The sequence below is a fragment of the Actinomadura sp. 9N215 genome (assembly GCF_044326345.1).
Taxonomy (GTDB): domain Bacteria; phylum Actinomycetota; class Actinomycetes; order Streptosporangiales; family Streptosporangiaceae; genus Spirillospora.
Window position 1 is genome coordinate 85,813 of sequence record NZ_JBIRBA010000017.1, and the last position, 18,812, is coordinate 104,624.

Consider the following 18,812-nt stretch of genomic DNA (forward strand, 5'->3'; position numbering starts at 1 on the left):
TAGATCACGGGAGGAAGGGGAGGGGGTTGTCGGTGCCGCCGGTCTGGCCGCCCTGCTTCTTGTTCGAGGTACCGCTGCCGCCCTTCGGGGCCTGGATGGACGCGGGGATCGGGATCAGGTTCTGGATCCAGGAGTCGAACCAGCGGCCGGTGCCGGTGACGTCCGCGAACTGGCGGGCGAACGGCGCGAACAGCTGGAGGATCCGGTCGAGGTTGTCCTGGTTCTTGAGGAGCACCTGGTTGACCTTCGCCAGGTTGTCCAGCATCGGCTTGAGCTGCTTCTCGTTCTCGTTGATCAGGGCGTTGACCTGCTGCGACAGGGCGACGGTGTTGAGCAGGAGCTGGTGGATGACCGCGCGCCTCGCCTGGACGGCCCGCAGCACCCTGTCGCCGTCCGCGACGAGCTCGGCGAAGTCCTGGTTGCGGTCGGCGAGGAGCTTCGACACGTCCTTGGCCTTGCCCGCCAGCTCGTGCAGCTGGTCGTCGCGCGACGCGACCGTGTTGGAGAGGCGGCGCAAGCCCTGCAAGGACGCGCGGACCTCCTCCGGGGAGTTCTTGAACGTCTCCGACAGCACGTCGAACGACTTCGCGACCTGCTTGACGTCGATCGCGCCGACCCGCCGGCTCAGCTCGCTGATCGCCGGGACGACCTCGAACGGGACGTGCGTCCGCTCGATCGGGATGTGCCGGCCGAGCCTGCCCTTGCCGCGCGGCGTGAGCGCCAGGTAGTGCGCGCCGAGCACCGTCTTGATCTTGATGCCGGCCTCGGTGCGGTCGCCGAGCCGGACGCCGTCGTCCACCCGGAAGGTGACCTTGACGTGGTCGCCGTCCAGTTCGAGATCGGTGACCTTGCCGACCTTGACGCCCGCGATGCGGACCTCCTCGTCCTTCCGCAGCCCGGCGGCCTCCTTGAACGCGGCGGTGTGCGTGTCGCCGCCCGCGACGAACGGGATGCTCTCCAGGTTCATCGCCAGCAGCACCAGGACGAGGATGACCGCGAACCCGCCGAAGGCGATGGGCACCGGGTTGCGCTCCCGGAACGAGACCCTCATCTACTTGCACCTCGCGTTCTCGTTCATGATCGCCGGTGTCTGGTAGACGGGCCCGCCGGGGAGGCGCACCTTCGCGTCCATGCCGCAGATGTACATGTTGAACCAGGACCCGTAGGACGAGATGTTGACCAGCTTCTCCAGCCGGACCGGGGTCCGCTGCAGGCCCTTGTCGAGGTCGCGCTCGTTGGCGTCCAGCGTCGCCGTCAGCCTGCGGAGCCCGGCGATGTCGTTCCTCAGGCCGGGGCGGGCGTCGGCGAGCAGGTCCTGCGTGGTGCCGGTCAGGTCGTTGATCGCCGTGACCGAGTCGAAGATCGCCTGCCGGTCGTCGGAGACGCCGCTGACGAAGCTCCGCAGGTCCCTGATCAGCCGGTCGACCTGGTCGTGCCGCTGGTCGATCGTGCCGAGGACGCTGTTCAGGTTGTCGATCACGCGGCCGATGACCTTGTCCCGGTCGGCGAGCGTGTTGGTCAGCGACGCGACGTGCGCGAGCAGGCTGTTGATCGTCCCGCCCTCGCCCTGCAACACCTGGACAAGCTGCATCGCGAGCGTGTTGACGTCCTTCGGCTCCAGCGCGCGGAACAGCGGCCGGAACCCGTTGAACAGCGTCGTGAGGTCGAGCGCCGGCTCGGTCTGCGTGACCGGGATCGTGTCGCCCGCGTCGAGGTAGGCGTTGGACGCGCCCGCGCCGTCGGTCAGCGCGAGGTACCGCTGGCCCATCAGGTTGCGGTAGCGGATCTGCGCCTTCGTGGACGACGGCAGCCCGCTCCTGAGCGCGCCGCCGTCCTCGACGCTGAACGTCACCTCCGCCTGGTTCCCCTTGTACAGCCGGATCTTCTCGATCTGACCGACCCGGACGCCGGCGACGCGGACGTCGTCGTTGTCCAGCAGCCCGGTCACGTCCGTGAAGATCGCCTTGTACTCGACGGTGTCCCGGAACCGCAGGTTGGAGATCGTCATCGCCAGCACGCCGGTGGCCACCGAGGTGACGACCACGAAGATCGTCAGCTTGATCGCGGCGCCGGTCGTCTTCACTTGATCGTCACCACCGATCCGTTGCCGAGCAGCGGGCCGAACAGCAGCGACGACACATCGGAGACCTCGTCGGCGGGAGTCCGGGTCATCGGCCCGACCACGTTCTTGATCTTTTCCTTCTCGCTCATGGAGCCGGGGTCGACGAACACGTTGGACAGCGCCCGGCCACGGTTGCCGGCGGGGGCGTTCGGGTCATCGGGGTTCTTCCACCACAGGTCGTCTTCGGTGCCGTCCAGGGCCAGGTAGTCGGGGAAGGGGACCTTCGGGTTCGGCAGGCCGTAGCAGCGCGGGTTGCGCTGGTCCTTCGCCTCGGGCAGGTCCAGCGGGTACTTGTAGCCAGGCCGCGGCTTGACGATCTCGATGGTCAGGTTGAACGTCTTGGAGCCGTTGCCGCCGCCCGCCTCCTCGGCGTCCGGCCTGATCTTGGTGAGGCCGGCGAACACGCACGGCAGCGAGGGCGCGTAGCGGGCGACCACGCCCAGCCCGTCGCGGTTCGCGATGTTGACACCGATGATCTTCGGGCCGTTGTGCCGCATGAACGCGTCGGCGTCCAGCGCCAGCGCGGTCGTCGCCGGGATCAGCTCCTCGATCGTCGCCCTCTCGTCGGTGATCGTCCGGCTGGTCACGTTGAGGTTGCGGAGCGTCTGCAGCAGGTCGGGCGCCGCGCGATGGTAGATGTCGGACACGTCCGCGAGGCCGTTCAGGTCGTGCACCAGCGTGCCGAGCTGCGGGTTGATCTTCTTCAGCAGCGCGTCCGCCTGCTCCAGGTTGCGGCCGATCTGGTCGCCGCGGCCCTGCAGCGCCGTCGCCAGCGCGTTCAGCGTCGCGTTCAGCTCCGCGGGCTTCACCGCCCGCAGCAGCGGCAGCAGGTCGTTCAGCACCTTGTCGATCTCGACGGCGGTCTGCGAGCGGTCCTGCTGGATGACGGCCCCCTCCCGCAGCCCCAGCGCGCCCGGCCGCTCGGGGATCTCCAGGTCGACGTACTTCTCGCCGAACAGCGTCTTCGGCAGCAGCCGCGCCTGGACGTTGCGCGGGATCAGCTTCGCCTTGCCCGGATCGAGCGCGAGGTGCAGCGTCGCGCCCTTCGCGGTCGCGTCGGCGCCGCGGACCTCGCCGACGATCAGGCCGCGGACCTTCACGTCCGAGTGCGGCAGCAGTTGCAGACCGGCGCGCTCGGCGTCCACGGTCACCTCGGTCACCGGGGTGAACGCCTTGTTGAACAGCGCGACCGTCAGCGCCAGCAGCAGGACGATCACGATGACCATCGCCGTGCCGAGCAGCCGATACCGGATCCGTTCGCTCATGTAGTCATCACCCCGCGATCGGGACCTTGGGAACCGGGCCCCAGATCGCCATTCCGAGCATCAGGTCCACCACGTTGATCACGACGATGCTGGTGCGCACCGCACGGCCCACCGCGACGCCGACGCCCGCCGGGCCGCCGCTCGCGTGGTAGCCGTAGTAGCAGTGGATCAGCATCACCAGCACCGAGAAGATGATCACTTTGCCGAACGACCAGAGGATGTCGTCCGGCGGCAGGAACAGATGGAAGTAGTGATCGTAGGTGCCGGTCGACTGCCCGTAGAACACGGTCACGATCAGCCGGGTCGCGCCGTAGGACGCGAGCAGGCCCACGATGTACAGCGGGACGACCGCGATCATCCCGGCCAGCAGCCGGGTCGTGACGAGGAACGGCATGGACGGGACCGCCATGACCTCCAGCGCGTCGATCTCGTCCGAGATCCGCATCGCGCCGAGCTGCGCGGTGAACCCGCAGCCGACCGTCGCCGACAGCGCCAGCGCCGACACCAGCGGCGCGATCTCCCGCGTGTTGAAGTAGGACGCGACGAACCCGGTGAACGCGGCCGTGCCGATCTGGTCCAGCGACTCGAAGCCCTGCAGGCCGACCTGGCTGCCGGTGAAGAACGTCATGAAGCCGACGATCGCCACCGAGCCGCCGATCACGGCGAGGCCGCCGGTGCCGAGGCTGACCTCCGCCAGCAGCCGCAGCACCTCGCCGCGGTAGCGGCGCAGCACCCGGAACGTCCACGCGAACACGCGGGCGTAGAACGACATCTGGTGGCCGAAGTCGTCCAGCCGCTGCAGCGGGGCGTTCACCACCCGGGAGACCGTCTTCCCCGTCTTTCCAGGCGCCGCCATCACATGCCCTTCGCGGGGACGAGCTGGAAGTACAAGGTGGAGATCAGGAAATTCTCCAGGAACAGCAGCATGAACGTGATGACGACGGTCTGGTTGACGGCGTCCCCGACTCCCTTCGGGCCGCCCTTGGCGTTCAGGCCCTTGTAGGCGGCGACGAGCCCGGCGGTGAGACCGAACACGAACGCCTTGAACTCCGCCTGCAGCAGGTCGGGCAGCTGCGCGATCGCGTTGAAGGACGCCAGGTACGCGCCGGGGGTGCCGTCCTGCAGCATGACGTTGAAGAAGTAGCCGCTCATCAGGCCGACCACCGACACCAGGCCGTTCAGGAACACCGCGACGAACGCGCACGCGAGCATCCGCGGGACGACGAGGCGGTGCAGCGGGTCGATGCCCAGCACCTCCATGGCGTCGATCTCCTCGCGGATCTTCCGGGAGCCGATGTCGGCGCACATCGCCGACCCGGCGGCGCCCGCGACCAGCAGCGAGGTGACCAGCGGGCTGGCCTCCCGGACGATCCCGACCACCGCGGTCGCACCGGTGAACGACTGCGCGCCGAGCTGCCGGATCAGCCCGCCGATCTGCAGCGACAGGACGCCGCCGAACGGGATCGCGACCAGCATCGTGGGGACGACGGTGACGCTGACGATGAACCAGGCCTGCTGGACGAACTCGCGCCACTGGAACGGCCATCTGAACATCGCGCGGAACGTGTCCAGGCACAGGGCGAAGAACCGTCCCGGCTCCCTGACCAGGACGTTGGCCGCGCCGTCCCCGACCTTGCGAAACGTGACGGAGGAGCCGCCGCCCTTCCCGCCCCCTCGCCGGTCCGCGCCGGCACCGGTATCAGGAGCGGACATCAGTACCCTGCACCCGCCCCGGGGTGGCCTGGCGGCGGGCTGCCCGGGAAGTTCCCGCCCGGGCCGGCGGGCGGCTGGCCACCGGGCGACGGGCCACCCGGAGGCGGGCCGCCGGGTGCGGCGTGCGCGCCGACCGGTCCCATGGACGCGACGTACCGCGGCCACTCCTCCACCCAGTTGCGTCCCAGGTCGTCGACGAACGAGCCGGGCGGCGGGGTGACGCCGTGCGCCGCGCACCAGGCGCCGGGCGCGTGCATCCCGGCGCGGAGCATCCCGTTGCTCGGCATCTGCTGCGGCGGGATCGGCGGCAGCTTGCCGGGGTCGTGGCCGAGTTTCGCCTCGGCCTCCAGCTCGGACTCGTCCTTCTCCTCGGACATGCCGATCGGGCCGACCCTGCTGGCGTTGAGGAACTGCCGGACGACCGGCTCCTCGCTGGTCAGCAGCATCTCCCGCGGCCCGAACATCGCGAGGTGCCGCTGGTACAGCAGGCCGATGTTGTCGGGCAGCGTGCGGGCCGTGTTGATGTCGTGGGTGACGATCAGGAACGTCGCGCCGATCTGCGCGTTGAGGTCGATGAACACCTGGTTCAGGAACGCGGTGCGGACGGGGTCGAGGCCGGAGTCGGGCTCGTCCACCAGGAGGATCTCGGGGTCGAGCACCAGCGCGCGGGCCAGCCCGGCGCGCTTCTTCATCCCGCCGGAGATCTCGCCGGGCAGCTTGTGCTCGGCGCCGAGCAGGCCGACCATCTCCATCTTCTCCAGGACGATGCCCTTGATCTCGGACTCGCGCTTCCTGGTGTGCTCGCGCAGCGGGAAGGCGATGTTGTCGAAGAGGTTCATGGAGCCGAACAGGGCGCCGTCCTGGAACAGGACGCCGAACAGCTTGCGCGTCTCGTAGAGCTGCGACTCGGGCAGGCGGGGCAGGTCGCGGTCGCCGATCCAGATGTGCCCGCGGTCGGGCTTGAGCAGCCCGACGAGGGACTTCAGGAACACCGACTTGCCGGTGCCGGACGGGCCCAGCAGAACGGAGATCTCACCCGCGGGAATGGTCAGCGACACGTCCTGCCAGATCACCTGGCGGCCGAAGGACTTGGTCAGGCCCTCGACTCTTATCTCGACGCCCACTCGTCACCTTTCGTCCAGGCCGGGGGGAAATCCCGAACCAATGAGCGAGTAGCACTCAGGCTCTGTCGTTCGTCACGCGCCGTCTGCCGCACGCGCTGTCTGCTCGTCGCACGTCCTGTCGTCACACCGGGTGGCCACCGTCTTACTACCGCTCGGTAGCCGGAAGGGTTCAACTACCGTAGCGGCACTCCGGCCAAATGGAAGAGGTTCCCGCCCAGATCAGCGGCCAAATGCGACGTCGTAAGACAATCGTTACTTACAACCCCTATGAGACCGGGCGTCCAAGACCGGCGCGGCCAGGTGTGGCCAAAGTGACGGAACCGGACGCTACGCGGTCGGCGGAGAACCGCACAACCCCCGGACCGACACGCGGCGGAGAACCGCACAACCCGGGCCGACACGCGAAGGAGGCGGCCGCGCCCACCCTGGGGTGGGACGACCGCCTCCCGAGAAGCGGTGGCTCCGAAGAGCCGCAGAGAACGTCTCCGGAGCGCCCTACTTGACGGTGACCGAAGCGCCGGCCTTCTCCAGGGCCTCCTTGGCCTTGTCGGCGGCCTCCTTGTTGACCTTCTCCAGCAGCGGCTTCGGCGCGCCGTCGACCAGGTCCTTTGCCTCCTTGAGGCCGAGGCTCGTCAGCGCGCGAACCTCCTTGATGACCTGGATCTTCTTGTCGCCGGCACCCTCCAGGATGACGTCGAACTCGTCCTGGACCGCGGCCTCCTCGGCCGGGGCCGCGACGCCCGGCGCGGCGGCCACGGCCGCGACCGGCGCGGCGGCCTTGACGTCGAAGACCTCTTCGAACTCCTTCACGAACCCGGAGAGCTCGAGAAGGGTCATCTCCTTGAACGCGTCGATGAGCTCGTCGGTGCTGAGCTTCGCCATGATCTTTCCTCCGCTATGGCTTGAGAACTGGGGATTGTGGACCGCGGGTGCTATTCGGCTGACGCCTCGGCGGCGGGGGCCTCGTCGGCCGGGGCTTCGGCCGGGGCTTCGGCCGCGGCCGGGGCCTCGGCGGTCTCGCCGCCTTCCTCGCGCTTGACGCGCAGCGCCTCGGCGAGCTGGGCCGCCTGCGTCGGCAGGGCGTTGAAGAGCGCGGCCGCGTTCGCCATGGAGCCCTTCATCGCGCCGGCGAGCTTCGCGAGGAGCACCTCGCGAGACTCCAGGTCCGCCAGCTGGGTGATCTGCTTGGCGTCCATCGACTGACCGTCGACGAAACCGCCCTTGATCACCAGCATCGGATTGGCCTTGGCGAAGTCGCGCAGGCCCTTGGCGGCCTCGACCACGTCGCCGCGCACGAACGCGATGGCCGACGGGCCTTCGAGCAGGTCACGGAACCCCTCGTCGACACCGGCCTCGTTCGCCGCGCGCTTGGTCAGCGTGTTCTTCACCACGCGAAACCGTGCGGTCTCGCCGAGGTTGCCGCGCAGCTCCTGCACCTGCGCGACGGTCAGCCCGCGGTACTCGGTCAGCACGGCGCCGTTCGAGCTCTCGAACTCGTTCTTGAGCTCGGCGATCGCCGCGTCCTTATCGGCCTTGGCCATGCGGCCTCCTTCCGATTACCTGGGTGGTCACGATCCTCATCCCGTCCCGGAGACGTCCGGGAGACGTCCGGGGGCGGGTTCCGATCGACCAAAAAACGCCCCGGCGCAGGCGCGCGGGGCGTCCAGGCACGGCACGGGAGGCCATGCGGAAGCTCTCGTCATCACCTGCGCAGGCCGCCCGAACAAGTCGGGTCCTTCGGCCGCTCCATGCTGGAGCGACGACCGGCGGTCTTCGGCGTCAAGCAGGTTACATCATTCAGTTGACGATTGAAAAATCCGTCACGCGCCGAAGGGCCGCACCGGTGGTGTTCCGGTGCGGCCCTTCATTCGGTCGGTCTTTCGGGTGTCCGGGTGTTCGGTCTTCGGGTGCGGGTGTCAGCTGCCCGGGAGGGCGCCACCGCCGCCGAGGCCGTTCAGCATCTGGCTGAAGTCGGTGGTCTGGCTCTCCGGCGGCGCGGTGATCTCCACCGGCTTGCCGTAGTCGCGGTACGTCATCGTCATGTTCATGACGCCCGCGGTCGTCTGCCCCGACTTCATCGCGAGCTTGCGGGGGAACTGCTTGTCGTCCACCCACAGGTCGAAGTTCATGTTCTGCATGCCGCTCCCCGCGTAGCTCTTGCGGAGAGTCTCCCGCGTCTCGGCCGGCAGCTTGGAGAGCGCGTCCTCCATCCGGTAGGTGCCGGTGTAGTGCGTCGTCTGGACGCCGTCCACCGTCTCCTTGCCGACCTCGCGCACGTCCTTGGACGCCGTGAGCATCTTGGTGTTCTGGACGGGGTCCATCTGCTGCGACTGCTGGAGCAGCTGCTCCAGGTTCATCCCGGACTTCTTGCCCAGCTCGTCCAGCGAGATCTTCAGCCACGGCTTGGCCGCGGACCCGGCGCCGAGCTGCGACAGCATCGGGATCTTCATGTACATGGTCCGGTTGACCAGGACGTACTCCATGCCGCCCATCGACTTGCCGCCCACCGTCATCTGGTCGAAGCCCATGCTGTAGGCGAGGTCGGGCTTCGTCCGGTACTGCATCTGGCCGGTCGCCGAGACGTTGCCCTCGCTCGACCCGGTCATCTGCATCGAGAGGTCGGCCTTGAACGAGTCGACCTGGCCGGTGTTCTCTGCGGTCTTGCCCAGCACCTGCGCGGCCGACAGCTTCAGGTTCTTGCCGGCCTCGTCCACCTTGTTGCCGGCGTCCCCGAGACAGCCGGTCAGCGAGAGGGCGAGGCCGGTCGCCAGCGCCGTGCCCGCGGCGAAACGACGGATCATGTGGGGGGTCTCCTTGGTCTGCTGCTTGCGCCGGTGTCGCTGTGGCGCGCTCCGGCCTTCGAGCCGAATGCTAGATCAGACGCGAAGGAGACCCCGATGGTTCGCACAAGTCCGAAGATGCCGGGGAAAACGGGATAGCGCGACGGGCGGGCGGCAGGTCCTAGTTCCCGCCTAGGAATCCACCGAGCGACAGCTGTCCCACCTGGTCGGACGGGGGCGGGTTCACGCTGAACGACTTGCCGTAGTCGCTGTAGAGGACCGTCACCGTGCCGTCCTCACCCTGCGGGCCCGTCGACTTGGACACGAGCTTGCGCGGCAGGTTGTCGCCGTCCGTCCACAGATCAAACTTGATCTTGGAGTTGGCGCGGTCCTTCGGCAGCCACTTGCCCACCTTCTCGCGGGACTGCGCGTCGAGGCGGTTCAGCGCGTCCTGGACGGTCACCGTCCCGGCGTAGTGCGTCGTCTTGACGCCGTCGATCGTCTCGCCGCCGACCCGGCGGGCGTCCTTGGAGCCGGTGAACATCTTCGTCTGCTCGGCCGGGTCCACCTGCTGGACCTGCTGGAGCAGGCCCTGGACGTCGAAGCCGGTCCGCTGCTCCATCTGGTTCACGTCGATCTTCAGCCACGGCTTGCCGTCGCTGACGAACTTGGCGAACTTCGGCACCTTGGCGTACAGGACGTTGTCGGTGAACAGCGCCTGGCCCTTGGCCCCGGGGACTGTCCGCCCGTTGGTGCTGAACTCGTCCAGCTTCGCGCTGAACTTCAGCTTCGGACGCAGCTGGAACTGGCCGTCGGCGTGGACCTTGCCGCCGTGCTCGCCGGTGCCGGTAACCGTGAGGTCGGCCTTGAACGTGTCGGTCTGGCCGGTCTTCTGGGACGTCTTCAGCAACGCCTGGTCGGCGCTGAGCTTCATGTTCTCGGTGCTCGTCGTCCCGTCCCCGCCGCATCCGGACAGGAGGAGCGCGGCACCCACGGCGGTGCCTCCGGCCGCCACCATGAGTCGTCGGTTCATAAGGGTTGAGCCTCCCTTGATCGCCCTGCTGGTGTTCCCAGTCTCCCGACGCGGTAACGGCACGGCATCCCCCGGTGGTACGAATGGCGGCCGCGTCGGTACGACCCCCGGCGTAGCCGGGAGCGAGCCGAACGGCCGCTGCCAGCGACGTTCACTCAGCCGGACGCCGCGCTCACTCAGCCAGGTGCCGCGCTCACTCAGCCGGACGCGGAGCGTTCACACGGGCGGACGCGAGACGATCGGTCAGCCGGATGCCGGGCGTTCGGCGAGGCGGGCGCGGAGGCCCGACTTGCGGATCTTGCCGGTGCCGGTGCGCGGCAGCGCGTCGACGAACTCGACGCGGCGCGGCGTCGTGAACCCGGCGAGCCTGGCCCGGCATGCGCGGATCAGCGCGTCGCCGTCCGGCGGGACGCCGTCGGGCACGATCACCGCGCACACCGACTGGCCCCAGCGCGGATCGGGCAGCCCGATCACGGCGACCTGGCCGACGCCGGGCACCGTGCGGAGCACGTCCTCGACCTCGCGGGACGAGACGTTCTCGCCCCCGGTGATGATCACGTCCTTGAGGCGGTCGACCAGGTAGAGGTAGCCGTCGCCGTCGATCCGGCCGACGTCGCCGGTGCGGAACCAGCCGGCGCCGGTGAACGCCTCCGCGGTGGCGTCCGGATCGTCCCAGTAGCCCGCCGTCACCTGCGCGCCCCGGACGACGACCTCGCCTGGCTCGCCGGGCGGGAGCGGCGTCCCGTCCGCGCCGATCACCGCGATCTCGACGCCGTTGCCCGGACGGCCCGCGGAGGCCGCCAGCTCGGGCCTGGACGCGATGGCGGCACGATGGTCGTCCGGCGACAGGAACGTGGCGTTGCCGGACAGCTCGGTCATGCCGAACCCCTGGTTGAGATCGCAGCCCAGCAGGTCGTCGGCACGTCGCAGCAGTGGGACGGGCATCGGCGCCGAGCCGTAGGAGACCACCCGGAGGGTGGCGCGCAGCGCGTCCCGTGCCTCCGGGTCGGCTTCCACGTGCGCGAGCAGGTCTTCCAGCATCGTCGGGGCCAGCGACAGGCTCGTCACCCCGTGCCCGCGCGCCGCGTCCACGAGGGTCGCCGCGTCGAACCGGCGCAGCACGACCGCGTGGCGGCGGATCTACCAATCAGCCGGTCGGCTGGAGGCGTGCGTTCCACTGAGCGGACGGGAGGCCGCACAACGCGGCAGGGCGCCCCCGCCACGGCGGGGACGCCCTGCGCACTAATGCCCGAGGTGCTGCTCGGTGCCGCTCGGTCAGACCTCTTCGAGTTCCGCGGTGAGGTTGCGGATCGCGTTCGGGTCCACCGGGATGCTCGGGCCCATAGACGTCGTCAGGATCGCCTTCTTGACGTACCGGCCCTTGGCGGCGGACGGCTTGAGCCGCTGGATCTCGTCGATCGCGGCGGCGTAGTTCTCCACCAGCTGGCGCTCGTCGAAGGACGCCCTGCCGATGATGAAGTGCAGGTTCGCGTGCCGGTCGACACGGAACTCGATCTTGCCGCCCTTGATGTCGGTGACGGCCTTCGCCACGTCCATCGTGACCGTGCCCGTCTTCGGGTTCGGCATCAGGCCGCGCGGGCCGAGCACCCGGCCGAGGCGTCCGACCTTGCCCATCTGGTCGGGCGTCGCGACGACGGCGTCGAAGTCCAGGAAGCCGCCCTGGATCCGCTCGATCAGGTCGTCGGAGCCGACCAGGTCGGCTCCCGCGGACTCCGCCTCCTGCGCCTTCGCGCCGACGGCGAACGCCAGCACGCGGGCGGTCTTCCCGGTGCCGTGCGGCAGGTTCACGGTGCCGCGCACCATCTGGTCGGCCTTGCGCGGGTCGACGCCGAGCCGAAGCGCGACCTCGACCGTCGGGTCGAACTTGACGACCGACGTCTCCTTGGCCAGCTTCACGGCCTCCGCCGGGCTGTACAGACGCTCCCGGTCGATCTTGTCCGCGGCCGAGCGGTAGCCCTTGCTGCGCTTCATGTGCGTTCCTCCACTGGAACTCGTGGTACGGGCCAGCGCCGGCCCTTCCACTGGGGTGACCTTTGACCTACTTGACCTCGATGCCCATCGACCGCGCGGTGCCCGCGACGATCTTCTCGGCGGCGTCGAGGTCCTTGGCGTTGAGGTCGGGCATCTTCGTCGTGGCGATCTCGCGGACCTGGTCGCGGGTGACGGAGCCGACCTTGGTCTTGTGCGGCTCGCCGCTGCCCTTCTCCACGCCCGCGGCCTTCAGGATGAGCTGCGCGGCCGGCGGGGTCTTGGTGACGAAGCTGAACGACCGGTCCTCGTAGATGGTGATCTCTACGGGGATGACGTTGCCGCGCTGGGAGTCCGTGGCGGCGTTGTACTGCTTGCAGAAGTCCATGATGTTGACGCCGTGCGGACCGAGCGCGGTACCGACCGGCGGCGCAGGGGTCGCTTGGCCCGCCTGCAACTGGACTTTCACCAGGGCCGCAACCTTTTTCTTGGGAGGCATGCCTCTCCCTAAGTGTTCCGTTTCACTGTGGTCCCGACTCCCGAACACCGGGCAACACGGCGGGCGGAACATAACCGTCGTGTTGGGACCCTGTAGACCCCAAACCCCGCGTTCGCGGGGAGCAGTGAAGCTGCACATTGACGAGCGTGGCGATCTTGGGGCCAACCCCGCGTAAGCGGGGACAACCCGTCCAGGATACGGCCTCGGCGAAGTGAGTCGGTCCACTCTGCTGACCTGGCCTGGCAAACGCCCCGTACGCGAGACGCTCGGACAAGCGTGCGGGCCGTCCCGTGTTGGCGGGACGGCCCGGACGTGGCCTGATCGGCCCTCAGATCTTGGAGACCTGGTTGAAGGACAGCTCGACCGGGGTTTCGCGGCCGAAGATCGACACCAGGACCTTCAGCTTCTGCTGTTCGGCGTTGATCTCGTTGACGGTGGCGGGGAGGGTGGCGAACGGGCCGTCCATGACGGTGACGGACTCGCCGACCTCGTAGTCGACGGTCGCGGCGGCGGCCTTCGCGGCCTCCTTGGCGGGCGCGGTGCCCTCCTCCGGCTCGGGGGCCAGCAGGTTGGCGACCTCGTCCAGGCTCAGCGGGGACGGCTTGTTCAGCAGGCCGACGAACCCCGTCACGCCCGGCGTGTTGCGGACCGCGGCCCACGACTCGTCGGTCAGCTCCATGCGGACCAGGATGTAGCCCGGCAGGACCTTCTCGTTGACCTTCTGGCGCTTGCCGCCCTTGATCTCGGTGACCTCGTGCTGCGGGACCTCGATCTGGAAGATGTAGTCCTCCATGTTGAGGGTCTGGGTGCGGGTCTCGATGTTGGTCTTGACCCGGTTCTCGTACCCCGCGTAGGAGTGCACGACGTACCAGTCGCCCGGCTGGAGGCGGAGCTGCATCTTGAAGTCGGCGTACGGGTCGACGGGCGGCTCTGCGGCGGCCTCGTCCTCACCCTCGTCCTTCTCGTCCGCGGCCTCGGCGCTCTCCTCGTCGGCGGCTTCCTCGCCCGCGACGGCGTCGGCGAGATCACCGGCGTCCGCGGCGGCGTCCGGCTCGGGGCCCTCGCCCTCGAGCTTCGTGTCCGCGGGTTCAGCGTCGCCGGCGGAGACGGCCGCCTCGGCCGTCTCGTCGGCGGGCTGCGCCGCCTGGTCCGCCGCAGCAGCCGCAGCGGACTGGGCCTCGTCAACGGCCTCGTCGTAGGGCTGTGAGGGCTCGGACACGGTGACTCTTTCTGTCGGTCTTCGGTGATGAACTTGCGATGGTGCGGGGCGGTCGTCCCCGAAAAGCGCCGGACGGCTCCGGACGCGGCGTCAGCCGAAGACGGCGTAGACGCCTTCCTGCAGCCCGTAGTCCACGGCGGAGACGATCGCGACCATGATCAGCACGAAGACGAGGGACACGGTCGTGTAGGTGACGAGCTCCCGCCGCGTCGGCCAGATGACCTTGCGCAGTTCGGTGATGATCTGGCGCACGAACAGCGCCGGAGACGTCCGCCTGGAGGGGGACCTCTCCTTCTTGCCCTTGCCTTCGTCCTTGGCCTCGGGCTCGTCGCGCTCGTCAGTCTCGGTCGCCATTGCCGCCGTTCACCTCATCGGTCGTGATCCAACCACCATGTGGTTGCCGCACGGTCCCGCGCCGCGGAGAGCCACGGGGTCGCCGTGACGCGGCGGGCACGGGTGCGCGCACCGCACCTCGCAGGGCAGGAGGGACTCGAACCCCCAACCGCCGGTTTTGGAGACCGGAGCTCTACCAATTGAGCCACTGCCCTTCATACCTCCGGCCATGGGGCCAGAGTGGTGTCGCGTCCCAGCTTACGACCTCATCCCGCACCGGCGTGCGGACAGGTTCGTATACCGGCGACGCGTCACTAGGACGGTGAGTCTACGGCCACGAGGCCCCCGCGTCGAACCAGATGGACCGTGGAATCTCGCGGGGGCGCGGCGCGCGGGCGGGGCGCGGTCGCGGCGATGCCGGGGCGTGCCGTCCCACCGGCCCGGATATATCGCTCGGGCGCCGGGACGGCGTCTGTAACGATAGGGGCATGAGCATCGACCGTCCTCGTATCTCCAAGCGCATCGCCGCGATATCCGAGTCCGCCACGCTGGCCGTCGACGCCAAGGCCAAGGCGCTGAAGGCGGCGGGCCGCCCGGTCATCGGGTTCGGCGCGGGCGAGCCCGACTTCCCGACCCCCGGCTACATCGTCGAGGCAGCGGTGACCGCGTGCAGGGTGCCGCGCTTCCACAAGTACACGCCCGCGGGCGGGCTGCCCGAGCTGCGCGCCGCCGTCGCGGAGAAGACCGAGCGCGACTCCGGGTACCGGGTCGAGGCCGCGCAGGTCCTGATCACGAACGGCGGCAAGCAGGCGGTGTACGAGGCGTTCGCCGCGCTGCTCGACCCGGGCGACGAGGTGATCGTCCCGACGCCGTACTGGACGACCTACCCCGAGTCGATCAAGCTGGCGGGCGGGGTCCCGGTGGACGTCGTCGCCGACGAGACCACCGGTTACAAGGTGAGCGTCGAGCAGCTGGAGGCGGCCCGCACCGACCGGACGAAGGTGCTGCTGTTCGTGTCGCCGTCCAACCCGACCGGCGCCGTGTACTCGCGCGACGAGGTCGAGGCGATCGGCCGCTGGGCGGACGGGCACGGCCTGTGGGTCATCACGGACGAGATCTACGAGCACCTCGTGTACGGCGACGCCGAGTTCCACTCGATGCCCGTGGTGGTGCCCGAGCTGGCCGACCGGACGCTCGTCCTGAACGGCGTCGCGAAGACGTACGCGATGACGGGCTGGCGGGTCGGCTGGATGGTCGGCCCCGCGGACGTCGTGAAGGCCGCGCAGAACCTCCAGTCGCACGCGACGTCCAACGTGGCGAACGTGTCGCAGGCGGCGGCGCTCGCCGCGGTGACCGGCGACCTGTCGGCGGTGGCGGAGATGCGCAAGGCGTTCGACCGGCGCCGCAAGACGATCGTGCGGATGCTGAACGAGATCCCGGGCGTGGTGTGCCCCGAGCCGGAGGGCGCGTTCTACGCCTACCCGTCGGTCAAGGCGCTGCTTGGTCGGGAGATCCGCGGGAAGCGTCCGGAGACGTCGGTGGAGCTGGCGTCGCTGATCCTGGAGGAGGCGGAGGTCGCGCTGGTGCCGGGCGAGGCGTTCGGCACGCCGGGGTACTTCCGCCTGTCGTACGCGCTCGGCGACGACGACCTCGTCGAGGGCGTCTCGCGTGTCGCGAAGCTGCTCTCCGAGGCCGGGTAACTGGACGGGATGCGGGCTGTTGTCACGAGCCGGCCCCGGGCGCACACGTTGCCCGGGGCCGGTCCCGTGTGGAACGGGTCCGCCTCCTTGATCCCGTTCCCGGATGTCCGGCGGGACGTCCCGCCGCGGCCCCTCTCCGCCGCGGAACGTCCCGCCGGAACGGGGTCACTGCGTTGTCTGGTTCGGCTGTGCCAGCCGCTTGGGCTGCGCCGGGCGGGTCAAGGGCGGACGCCTTCGGCGATGCGCATGAGCTGGGTCGTGACCGATCCGCCCGCGGACACCGTCACGCCGACGTCGGGCCCGGCCAGCCAGGAGATCTGGCGTCCGGAGCCGGGCAGGTCGCCGGTGAGCGCTGGCGCCCCGCGCACGGACGTGCGGCCGGGAATGCCCGTCGACTTCATGAGCTCCTGCGGTCCGGCGAGCCCGCCCTTCACCAGGACGATCTCCACCCAGCCGGCGTGCCCCCGCCACTTGCACGTCGTGGTCTTGCGCTGGGCGGTGCCCGTCACGGCGCACGGCGCGGTCGCGGCGAGGCCGTCGGGGATGTAGGTGATCCAGCTCGGCAGGCCCACGACGCCGCCGATGCCGGGCTTGCGCGGGCCGCCGTCCGGTCCGCCGGGCGGGTGGCCCCCGGGGTGCCGGGTGGCTCCCGCCCCGGGCCGTCCCTTTTCTGACGGGGGCCGGGCAGGGCCCGGGGCGGGAGGTCGTTCCGGCTGCTGGAACGCCGAGACAGTGCTCGTCGGACGTGTCGTCTCGGAGTTGCCGGCAGGTGTGGCCCGGAACGACTGATAGGTGGGCACCAGGGCGAGCGCGACGACCGAGGCGGCGACCGCGCCGGCGGCCGCGTGGATCCGCGTCCTCCTGCGCCGGTGGCGGCGCTTGACGTCCGCGACGAGCGACGGCGACGCGGACGCGCCGGCCACCTGCTCGGCCATGGCCTTCCGCAGTTCACTCTCCAGATCCATCGCTCATCTCCCCAGTGGCGCCAGGTTCTTGTCGAGGCGTTCCCGGAGCCTGGCGAGCCCCCGGGACGCCTGGCTCTTGACCGTTCCGACCGAACAGCCGAGCGCCTGCGCCGTCTCCGCCTCCGACAGGTCCTCCCAGAAGCGCAGGACCAGTACGGCCCGCTGCCGCGGACCGAGCTTGCGCAGCTCGTCCATGAGCGTCCCCCTCAGCTCGACGGCGTGGTTCGGCGAGACGGCCGGTGTCTCCGGAAGCCTCGCCATGTGGATCTCCCGTAGTACCTTCCAGCGCCGGGACCGGCTGATCACGAGGTTGACCAGGATCCGGCGGACGTAGGGTTCCGGATCGCTGCCCGCCTCCAGCCGGCCCCAGTGCCGGTAGGCCTTCTCCAGCGCGGTCTGCAGGATGTCCTCGGCGTCCTGCCGGGCCCCGCACATCAGTGCCGCGGTGCGCAGCAGGGCATCGCCGCGTTCCGTCACGAACTCCACGAACGACTTGTCTTCTCGACGCCCCACTGTGCTCCGTCCCGGCTAGAGCGGATCCGGCGTGTTTACCGAGAGCGGGCGGCCTCCGCGCCGGGCCGCCCGCCCGCGTCTCTCCTTCGGGCCGCTCCCGCGCGCGGCGCTCGCGCGATGAGCACCGGCGCGCGTTCGCGGCCCGGACGCGGGCGGCCCGCGTCCCTCAGGCCGCCCGCGTCTCCATATTCTTTTTGCGGCTTGTGTTAGCCGTCTGGCTGCGCCTGCGCCTGCGCGTCCCTTCCCTTACCGGGCCCGGCGGGCCTTTCCTTGCCGGGCCCGGCGGCAGGTCTCCTCCTTGCCGGACTCGGCGCAGAGGGCCTCCCGCCGGACGCGGCGCGGGGACGCAGGGCCTCCTACTGGGCCTGGCGCAGGGCGGTGGTCACGTCCTGCAGGCCACCCGCGAGGACGGGGCTGCCGTTGACGAACAGCGAGTAGCCGCTCGGGTCGAACAGCAGCACGCCGCTGCCACCCGGAGCCATCCAGCCGGCCGCCCCGGACACGGTGATCGGGGTGCCGCCGTTCGGCAGATTCAGCGCCTGCTGGAGCTGATTCTGCGTCATTCCGGCGGGCGTCTTCAGCGTTTCGACGGTGATCCACTGGCCGGCCGGGCCGGTCCACTTCTGCGTGACGGCGCAGATGTTGTGCTTGCGCAGGTCAGCGGCGCCCGGAACGGTCGAGGTGTGGTGGAGGCCCTTCGTCAGCATGACGGTCTTCTCGACCGGGCCGCCGACCTTCACCGCGGGCGGCAGCTTGCTGCAGTCGAGCTTCGGCACGGCGGGCAGGCCGGGCTTGCCGGGGACGCGCGCGTCCGGCTTGGGCGCCGGGAGCGTCTTGCCGAGGTCGCCGGTGGACGGCGCGCAGGTGGGCAGGTTCTTGGGAAGCGTCTTGGCGTCCGGGGCCTTGACGCCGCCGGGCAGGTCGGTCTTCGGCAGGTTCCCGGGGACGCCGGGGTTCGGGACATTACCCGGGACGCCGGGGTTCGGGACGTTCCCGGGGACGCCCGGCTTCGGCAGCTGACCGGTCGGGACGTCGGTCTTCGGCAGCTGGCCCTGCGGGAGGTCCTTGGTGACCGGGTTCTGCTTCAGCTGCTTCTCGATCTCCTTCTTCGTCGCCGCGTCGGGGAGCTTCCCACCGGGGAGCTTCGCGCCGGGCACGCCGGGCTGGGCCGGCAGGCAGGTCGGAGGCGTGTTGGGCGCCTTGTCCGTGACCTGGCGCTCGGCCGCGGGCGCCTTGGCGCCGAGGGGCTGCGGGGTCGCGGGGTCGGAGGCGCCGGTCATCGCCCACGTCGCGCCGCCGCCCACGGCGATGGTGCCGACGGCGGACGCCGCGATCAGAGCGGCCTTCAGCGTGATCATCGTGTATCCCTTCTGCCCGTCTTCCTTGCGGGGGGTGTGCCTGTCTCTCTCTGGCGCCCCTCGTATACGCACGGTGCCGGGACGGGGTTGCACGTGATTCCAAAGTTTTTTCTGCGATGCCCATGGGCGGGATGGCCGTGGCGTGTCATGCGAGGTAGTCCGGTGTGGTGATCCTGCCGGGCCGGTGGTTCGGCGGGGC

The 18,812-nt window shown here is 69.7% G+C and carries 19 protein-coding genes and 1 tRNA gene; 1 reads left to right on the top strand and 19 read right to left on the bottom strand.

What is annotated here, in order from left to right; all coding sequences use genetic code 11:
* Nucleotides 1–4: 4 nt before the first annotated feature.
* The 16 genes from ACH34T_RS26390 to ACH34T_RS26465 all read right to left on the bottom strand — a co-directional run bounded on the left by ACH34T_RS26390 (nucleotide 5) and on the right by ACH34T_RS26465 (nucleotide 14,292).
* The gene (locus ACH34T_RS26390) at nucleotides 5–1,051 is read right to left on the bottom strand and encodes an MCE family protein (RefSeq protein ID WP_396023603.1); all 1,047 of its coding nucleotides are present in this window, start codon (nucleotides 1,049–1,051) and stop codon (nucleotides 5–7) included.
* Entirely contained in the window at nucleotides 1,052–2,083 is a 1,032-nt protein-coding gene (locus ACH34T_RS26395; protein WP_396023604.1) for an MCE family protein, read from the bottom strand.
* Nucleotides 2,080–3,387: an MCE family protein gene (locus ACH34T_RS26400; protein ID WP_396023605.1), complete on the bottom strand. Its 1,308-nt coding sequence runs from the start codon at nucleotides 3,385–3,387 to the stop codon at nucleotides 2,080–2,082. Before ACH34T_RS26400 ends, ACH34T_RS26395 begins: the two co-directional genes overlap by 4 nt.
* A 7-nt stretch (nucleotides 3,388–3,394) precedes the next feature.
* On the bottom strand, nucleotides 3,395–4,243 hold the full coding sequence (locus ACH34T_RS26405) for an MlaE family ABC transporter permease (protein ID WP_396023606.1): 849 nt from the start codon (nucleotides 4,241–4,243) through the stop codon (nucleotides 3,395–3,397).
* Nucleotides 4,243–4,941 carry an MlaE family ABC transporter permease gene (locus tag ACH34T_RS26410; protein ID WP_396023735.1) on the bottom strand — a complete coding sequence of 233 codons (699 nt, stop codon included), beginning with the start codon at nucleotides 4,939–4,941 and terminating at the stop codon, nucleotides 4,243–4,245. The genes ACH34T_RS26405 and ACH34T_RS26410 overlap by 1 nt, the downstream gene beginning before the upstream one ends.
* A 158-nt stretch (nucleotides 4,942–5,099) precedes the next feature.
* Nucleotides 5,100–6,224, bottom strand: coding sequence for an ABC transporter ATP-binding protein (locus ACH34T_RS26415; protein ID WP_396023607.1), 1,125 nt, complete (start codon nucleotides 6,222–6,224; stop codon nucleotides 5,100–5,102).
* Nucleotides 6,225–6,719: 495 nt separating this feature from the next.
* Nucleotides 6,720–7,106 carry a 50S ribosomal protein L7/L12 gene (rplL, locus tag ACH34T_RS26420; RefSeq protein WP_396023608.1) on the bottom strand — a complete coding sequence of 129 codons (387 nt, stop codon included), beginning with the start codon at nucleotides 7,104–7,106 and terminating at the stop codon, nucleotides 6,720–6,722.
* Nucleotides 7,107–7,156: 50 nt separating this feature from the next.
* Nucleotides 7,157–7,765, bottom strand: coding sequence for a 50S ribosomal protein L10 (gene rplJ / locus ACH34T_RS26425; protein ID WP_396023609.1), 609 nt, complete (start codon nucleotides 7,763–7,765; stop codon nucleotides 7,157–7,159).
* A 375-nt stretch (nucleotides 7,766–8,140) separates the two neighbouring features.
* Nucleotides 8,141–9,025: a hypothetical protein gene (locus ACH34T_RS26430; protein WP_396023610.1), complete on the bottom strand. Its 885-nt coding sequence runs from the start codon at nucleotides 9,023–9,025 to the stop codon at nucleotides 8,141–8,143.
* Nucleotides 9,026–9,185: 160 nt separating this feature from the next.
* Nucleotides 9,186–10,037 carry a hypothetical protein gene (locus ACH34T_RS26435; protein WP_396023611.1) on the bottom strand — a complete coding sequence of 284 codons (852 nt, stop codon included), beginning with the start codon at nucleotides 10,035–10,037 and terminating at the stop codon, nucleotides 9,186–9,188.
* Nucleotides 10,038–10,280: 243 nt separating this feature from the next.
* Complete coding sequence (locus ACH34T_RS26440) at nucleotides 10,281–11,159, bottom strand: AMP-binding protein (protein WP_396023612.1); 879 nt, start codon at nucleotides 11,157–11,159, stop codon at nucleotides 10,281–10,283.
* 153 nt (nucleotides 11,160–11,312) lie between these two features.
* Nucleotides 11,313–12,029: a 50S ribosomal protein L1 gene (gene rplA, locus ACH34T_RS26445; protein ID WP_396023613.1), complete on the bottom strand. Its 717-nt coding sequence runs from the start codon at nucleotides 12,027–12,029 to the stop codon at nucleotides 11,313–11,315.
* A gap of 67 nt (nucleotides 12,030–12,096) precedes the next feature.
* Nucleotides 12,097–12,525, bottom strand: coding sequence for a 50S ribosomal protein L11 (gene rplK / locus ACH34T_RS26450; protein ID WP_328362965.1), 429 nt, complete (start codon nucleotides 12,523–12,525; stop codon nucleotides 12,097–12,099).
* A gap of 328 nt (nucleotides 12,526–12,853) precedes the next feature.
* Entirely contained in the window at nucleotides 12,854–13,744 is an 891-nt protein-coding gene (gene nusG, locus ACH34T_RS26455) for a transcription termination/antitermination protein NusG (RefSeq protein ID WP_396023614.1), read from the bottom strand.
* 90 nt (nucleotides 13,745–13,834) lie between these two features.
* The gene (secE, locus tag ACH34T_RS26460; RefSeq protein WP_396023615.1) at nucleotides 13,835–14,098 is read right to left on the bottom strand and encodes a preprotein translocase subunit SecE; all 264 of its coding nucleotides are present in this window, start codon (nucleotides 14,096–14,098) and stop codon (nucleotides 13,835–13,837) included.
* Between the two features lie 121 nt (nucleotides 14,099–14,219).
* A tRNA-Trp gene (locus ACH34T_RS26465) sits at nucleotides 14,220–14,292 on the bottom strand.
* A gap of 273 nt (nucleotides 14,293–14,565) precedes the next feature.
* On the opposite strand from ACH34T_RS26465, the gene ACH34T_RS26470 reads away from it, so the two are divergent.
* A complete protein-coding gene (locus tag ACH34T_RS26470) occupies nucleotides 14,566–15,777 on the top strand; it encodes a pyridoxal phosphate-dependent aminotransferase (RefSeq protein WP_396023616.1) in 1,212 nt (403 codons plus the stop codon).
* 218 nt (nucleotides 15,778–15,995) lie between these two features.
* Here the strand turns inward: ACH34T_RS26470 and ACH34T_RS26475 are convergent, their stop codons facing one another.
* The 3 genes from ACH34T_RS26475 to ACH34T_RS26485 form a co-directional block, all read right to left on the bottom strand.
* Complete coding sequence (locus tag ACH34T_RS26475) at nucleotides 15,996–16,742, bottom strand: hypothetical protein (protein WP_396023617.1); 747 nt, start codon at nucleotides 16,740–16,742, stop codon at nucleotides 15,996–15,998.
* A 3-nt stretch (nucleotides 16,743–16,745) separates the two neighbouring features.
* Nucleotides 16,746–17,255 (bottom strand): SigE family RNA polymerase sigma factor, encoded by a 510-nt coding sequence (locus tag ACH34T_RS26480; protein WP_328362950.1) that lies wholly within the window; start codon nucleotides 17,253–17,255, stop codon nucleotides 16,746–16,748.
* 356 nt (nucleotides 17,256–17,611) lie between these two features.
* Complete coding sequence (locus ACH34T_RS26485; RefSeq protein WP_396023618.1) at nucleotides 17,612–18,613, bottom strand: hypothetical protein; 1,002 nt, start codon at nucleotides 18,611–18,613, stop codon at nucleotides 17,612–17,614.
* Nucleotides 18,614–18,812 lie beyond the last annotated feature (199 nt).

Excerpts from the sequence above, each read along its gene's own strand:
- ACH34T_RS26435 (WP_396023611.1), bottom strand. The coding sequence starts at position 10,037 with ATGAACCGACGACTCATGGTGGCGGCCGGAGGCACCGCCGTGGGTGCC.
- rplJ (WP_396023609.1), bottom strand. The coding sequence starts at position 7,765 with ATGGCCAAGGCCGATAAGGACGCGGCGATCGCCGAGCTCAAGAACGAG.
- rplL (WP_396023608.1), bottom strand. The coding sequence starts at position 7,106 with ATGGCGAAGCTCAGCACCGACGAGCTCATCGACGCGTTCAAGGAGATG.
- ACH34T_RS26410 (WP_396023735.1), bottom strand. The coding sequence starts at position 4,941 with ATGTTCAGATGGCCGTTCCAGTGGCGCGAGTTCGTCCAGCAGGCCTGG.
- ACH34T_RS26470 (WP_396023616.1), top strand. The coding sequence starts at position 14,566 with ATGAGCATCGACCGTCCTCGTATCTCCAAGCGCATCGCCGCGATATCC.
- ACH34T_RS26485 (WP_396023618.1), bottom strand. The coding sequence starts at position 18,613 with ATGATCACGCTGAAGGCCGCTCTGATCGCGGCGTCCGCCGTCGGCACC.
- ACH34T_RS26475 (WP_396023617.1), bottom strand. The coding sequence starts at position 16,742 with ATGGATCTGGAGAGTGAACTGCGGAAGGCCATGGCCGAGCAGGTGGCC.
- ACH34T_RS26400 (WP_396023605.1), bottom strand. The coding sequence starts at position 3,387 with ATGAGCGAACGGATCCGGTATCGGCTGCTCGGCACGGCGATGGTCATC.
- rplK (WP_328362965.1), bottom strand. The coding sequence starts at position 12,525 with ATGCCTCCCAAGAAAAAGGTTGCGGCCCTGGTGAAAGTCCAGTTGCAG.
- ACH34T_RS26430 (WP_396023610.1), bottom strand. The coding sequence starts at position 9,025 with ATGATCCGTCGTTTCGCCGCGGGCACGGCGCTGGCGACCGGCCTCGCC.
- secE (WP_396023615.1), bottom strand. The coding sequence starts at position 14,098 with ATGGCGACCGAGACTGACGAGCGCGACGAGCCCGAGGCCAAGGACGAA.
- ACH34T_RS26405 (WP_396023606.1), bottom strand. The coding sequence starts at position 4,243 with ATGGCGGCGCCTGGAAAGACGGGGAAGACGGTCTCCCGGGTGGTGAAC.
- ACH34T_RS26390 (WP_396023603.1), bottom strand. The coding sequence starts at position 1,051 with ATGAGGGTCTCGTTCCGGGAGCGCAACCCGGTGCCCATCGCCTTCGGC.
- rplA (WP_396023613.1), bottom strand. The coding sequence starts at position 12,029 with ATGAAGCGCAGCAAGGGCTACCGCTCGGCCGCGGACAAGATCGACCGG.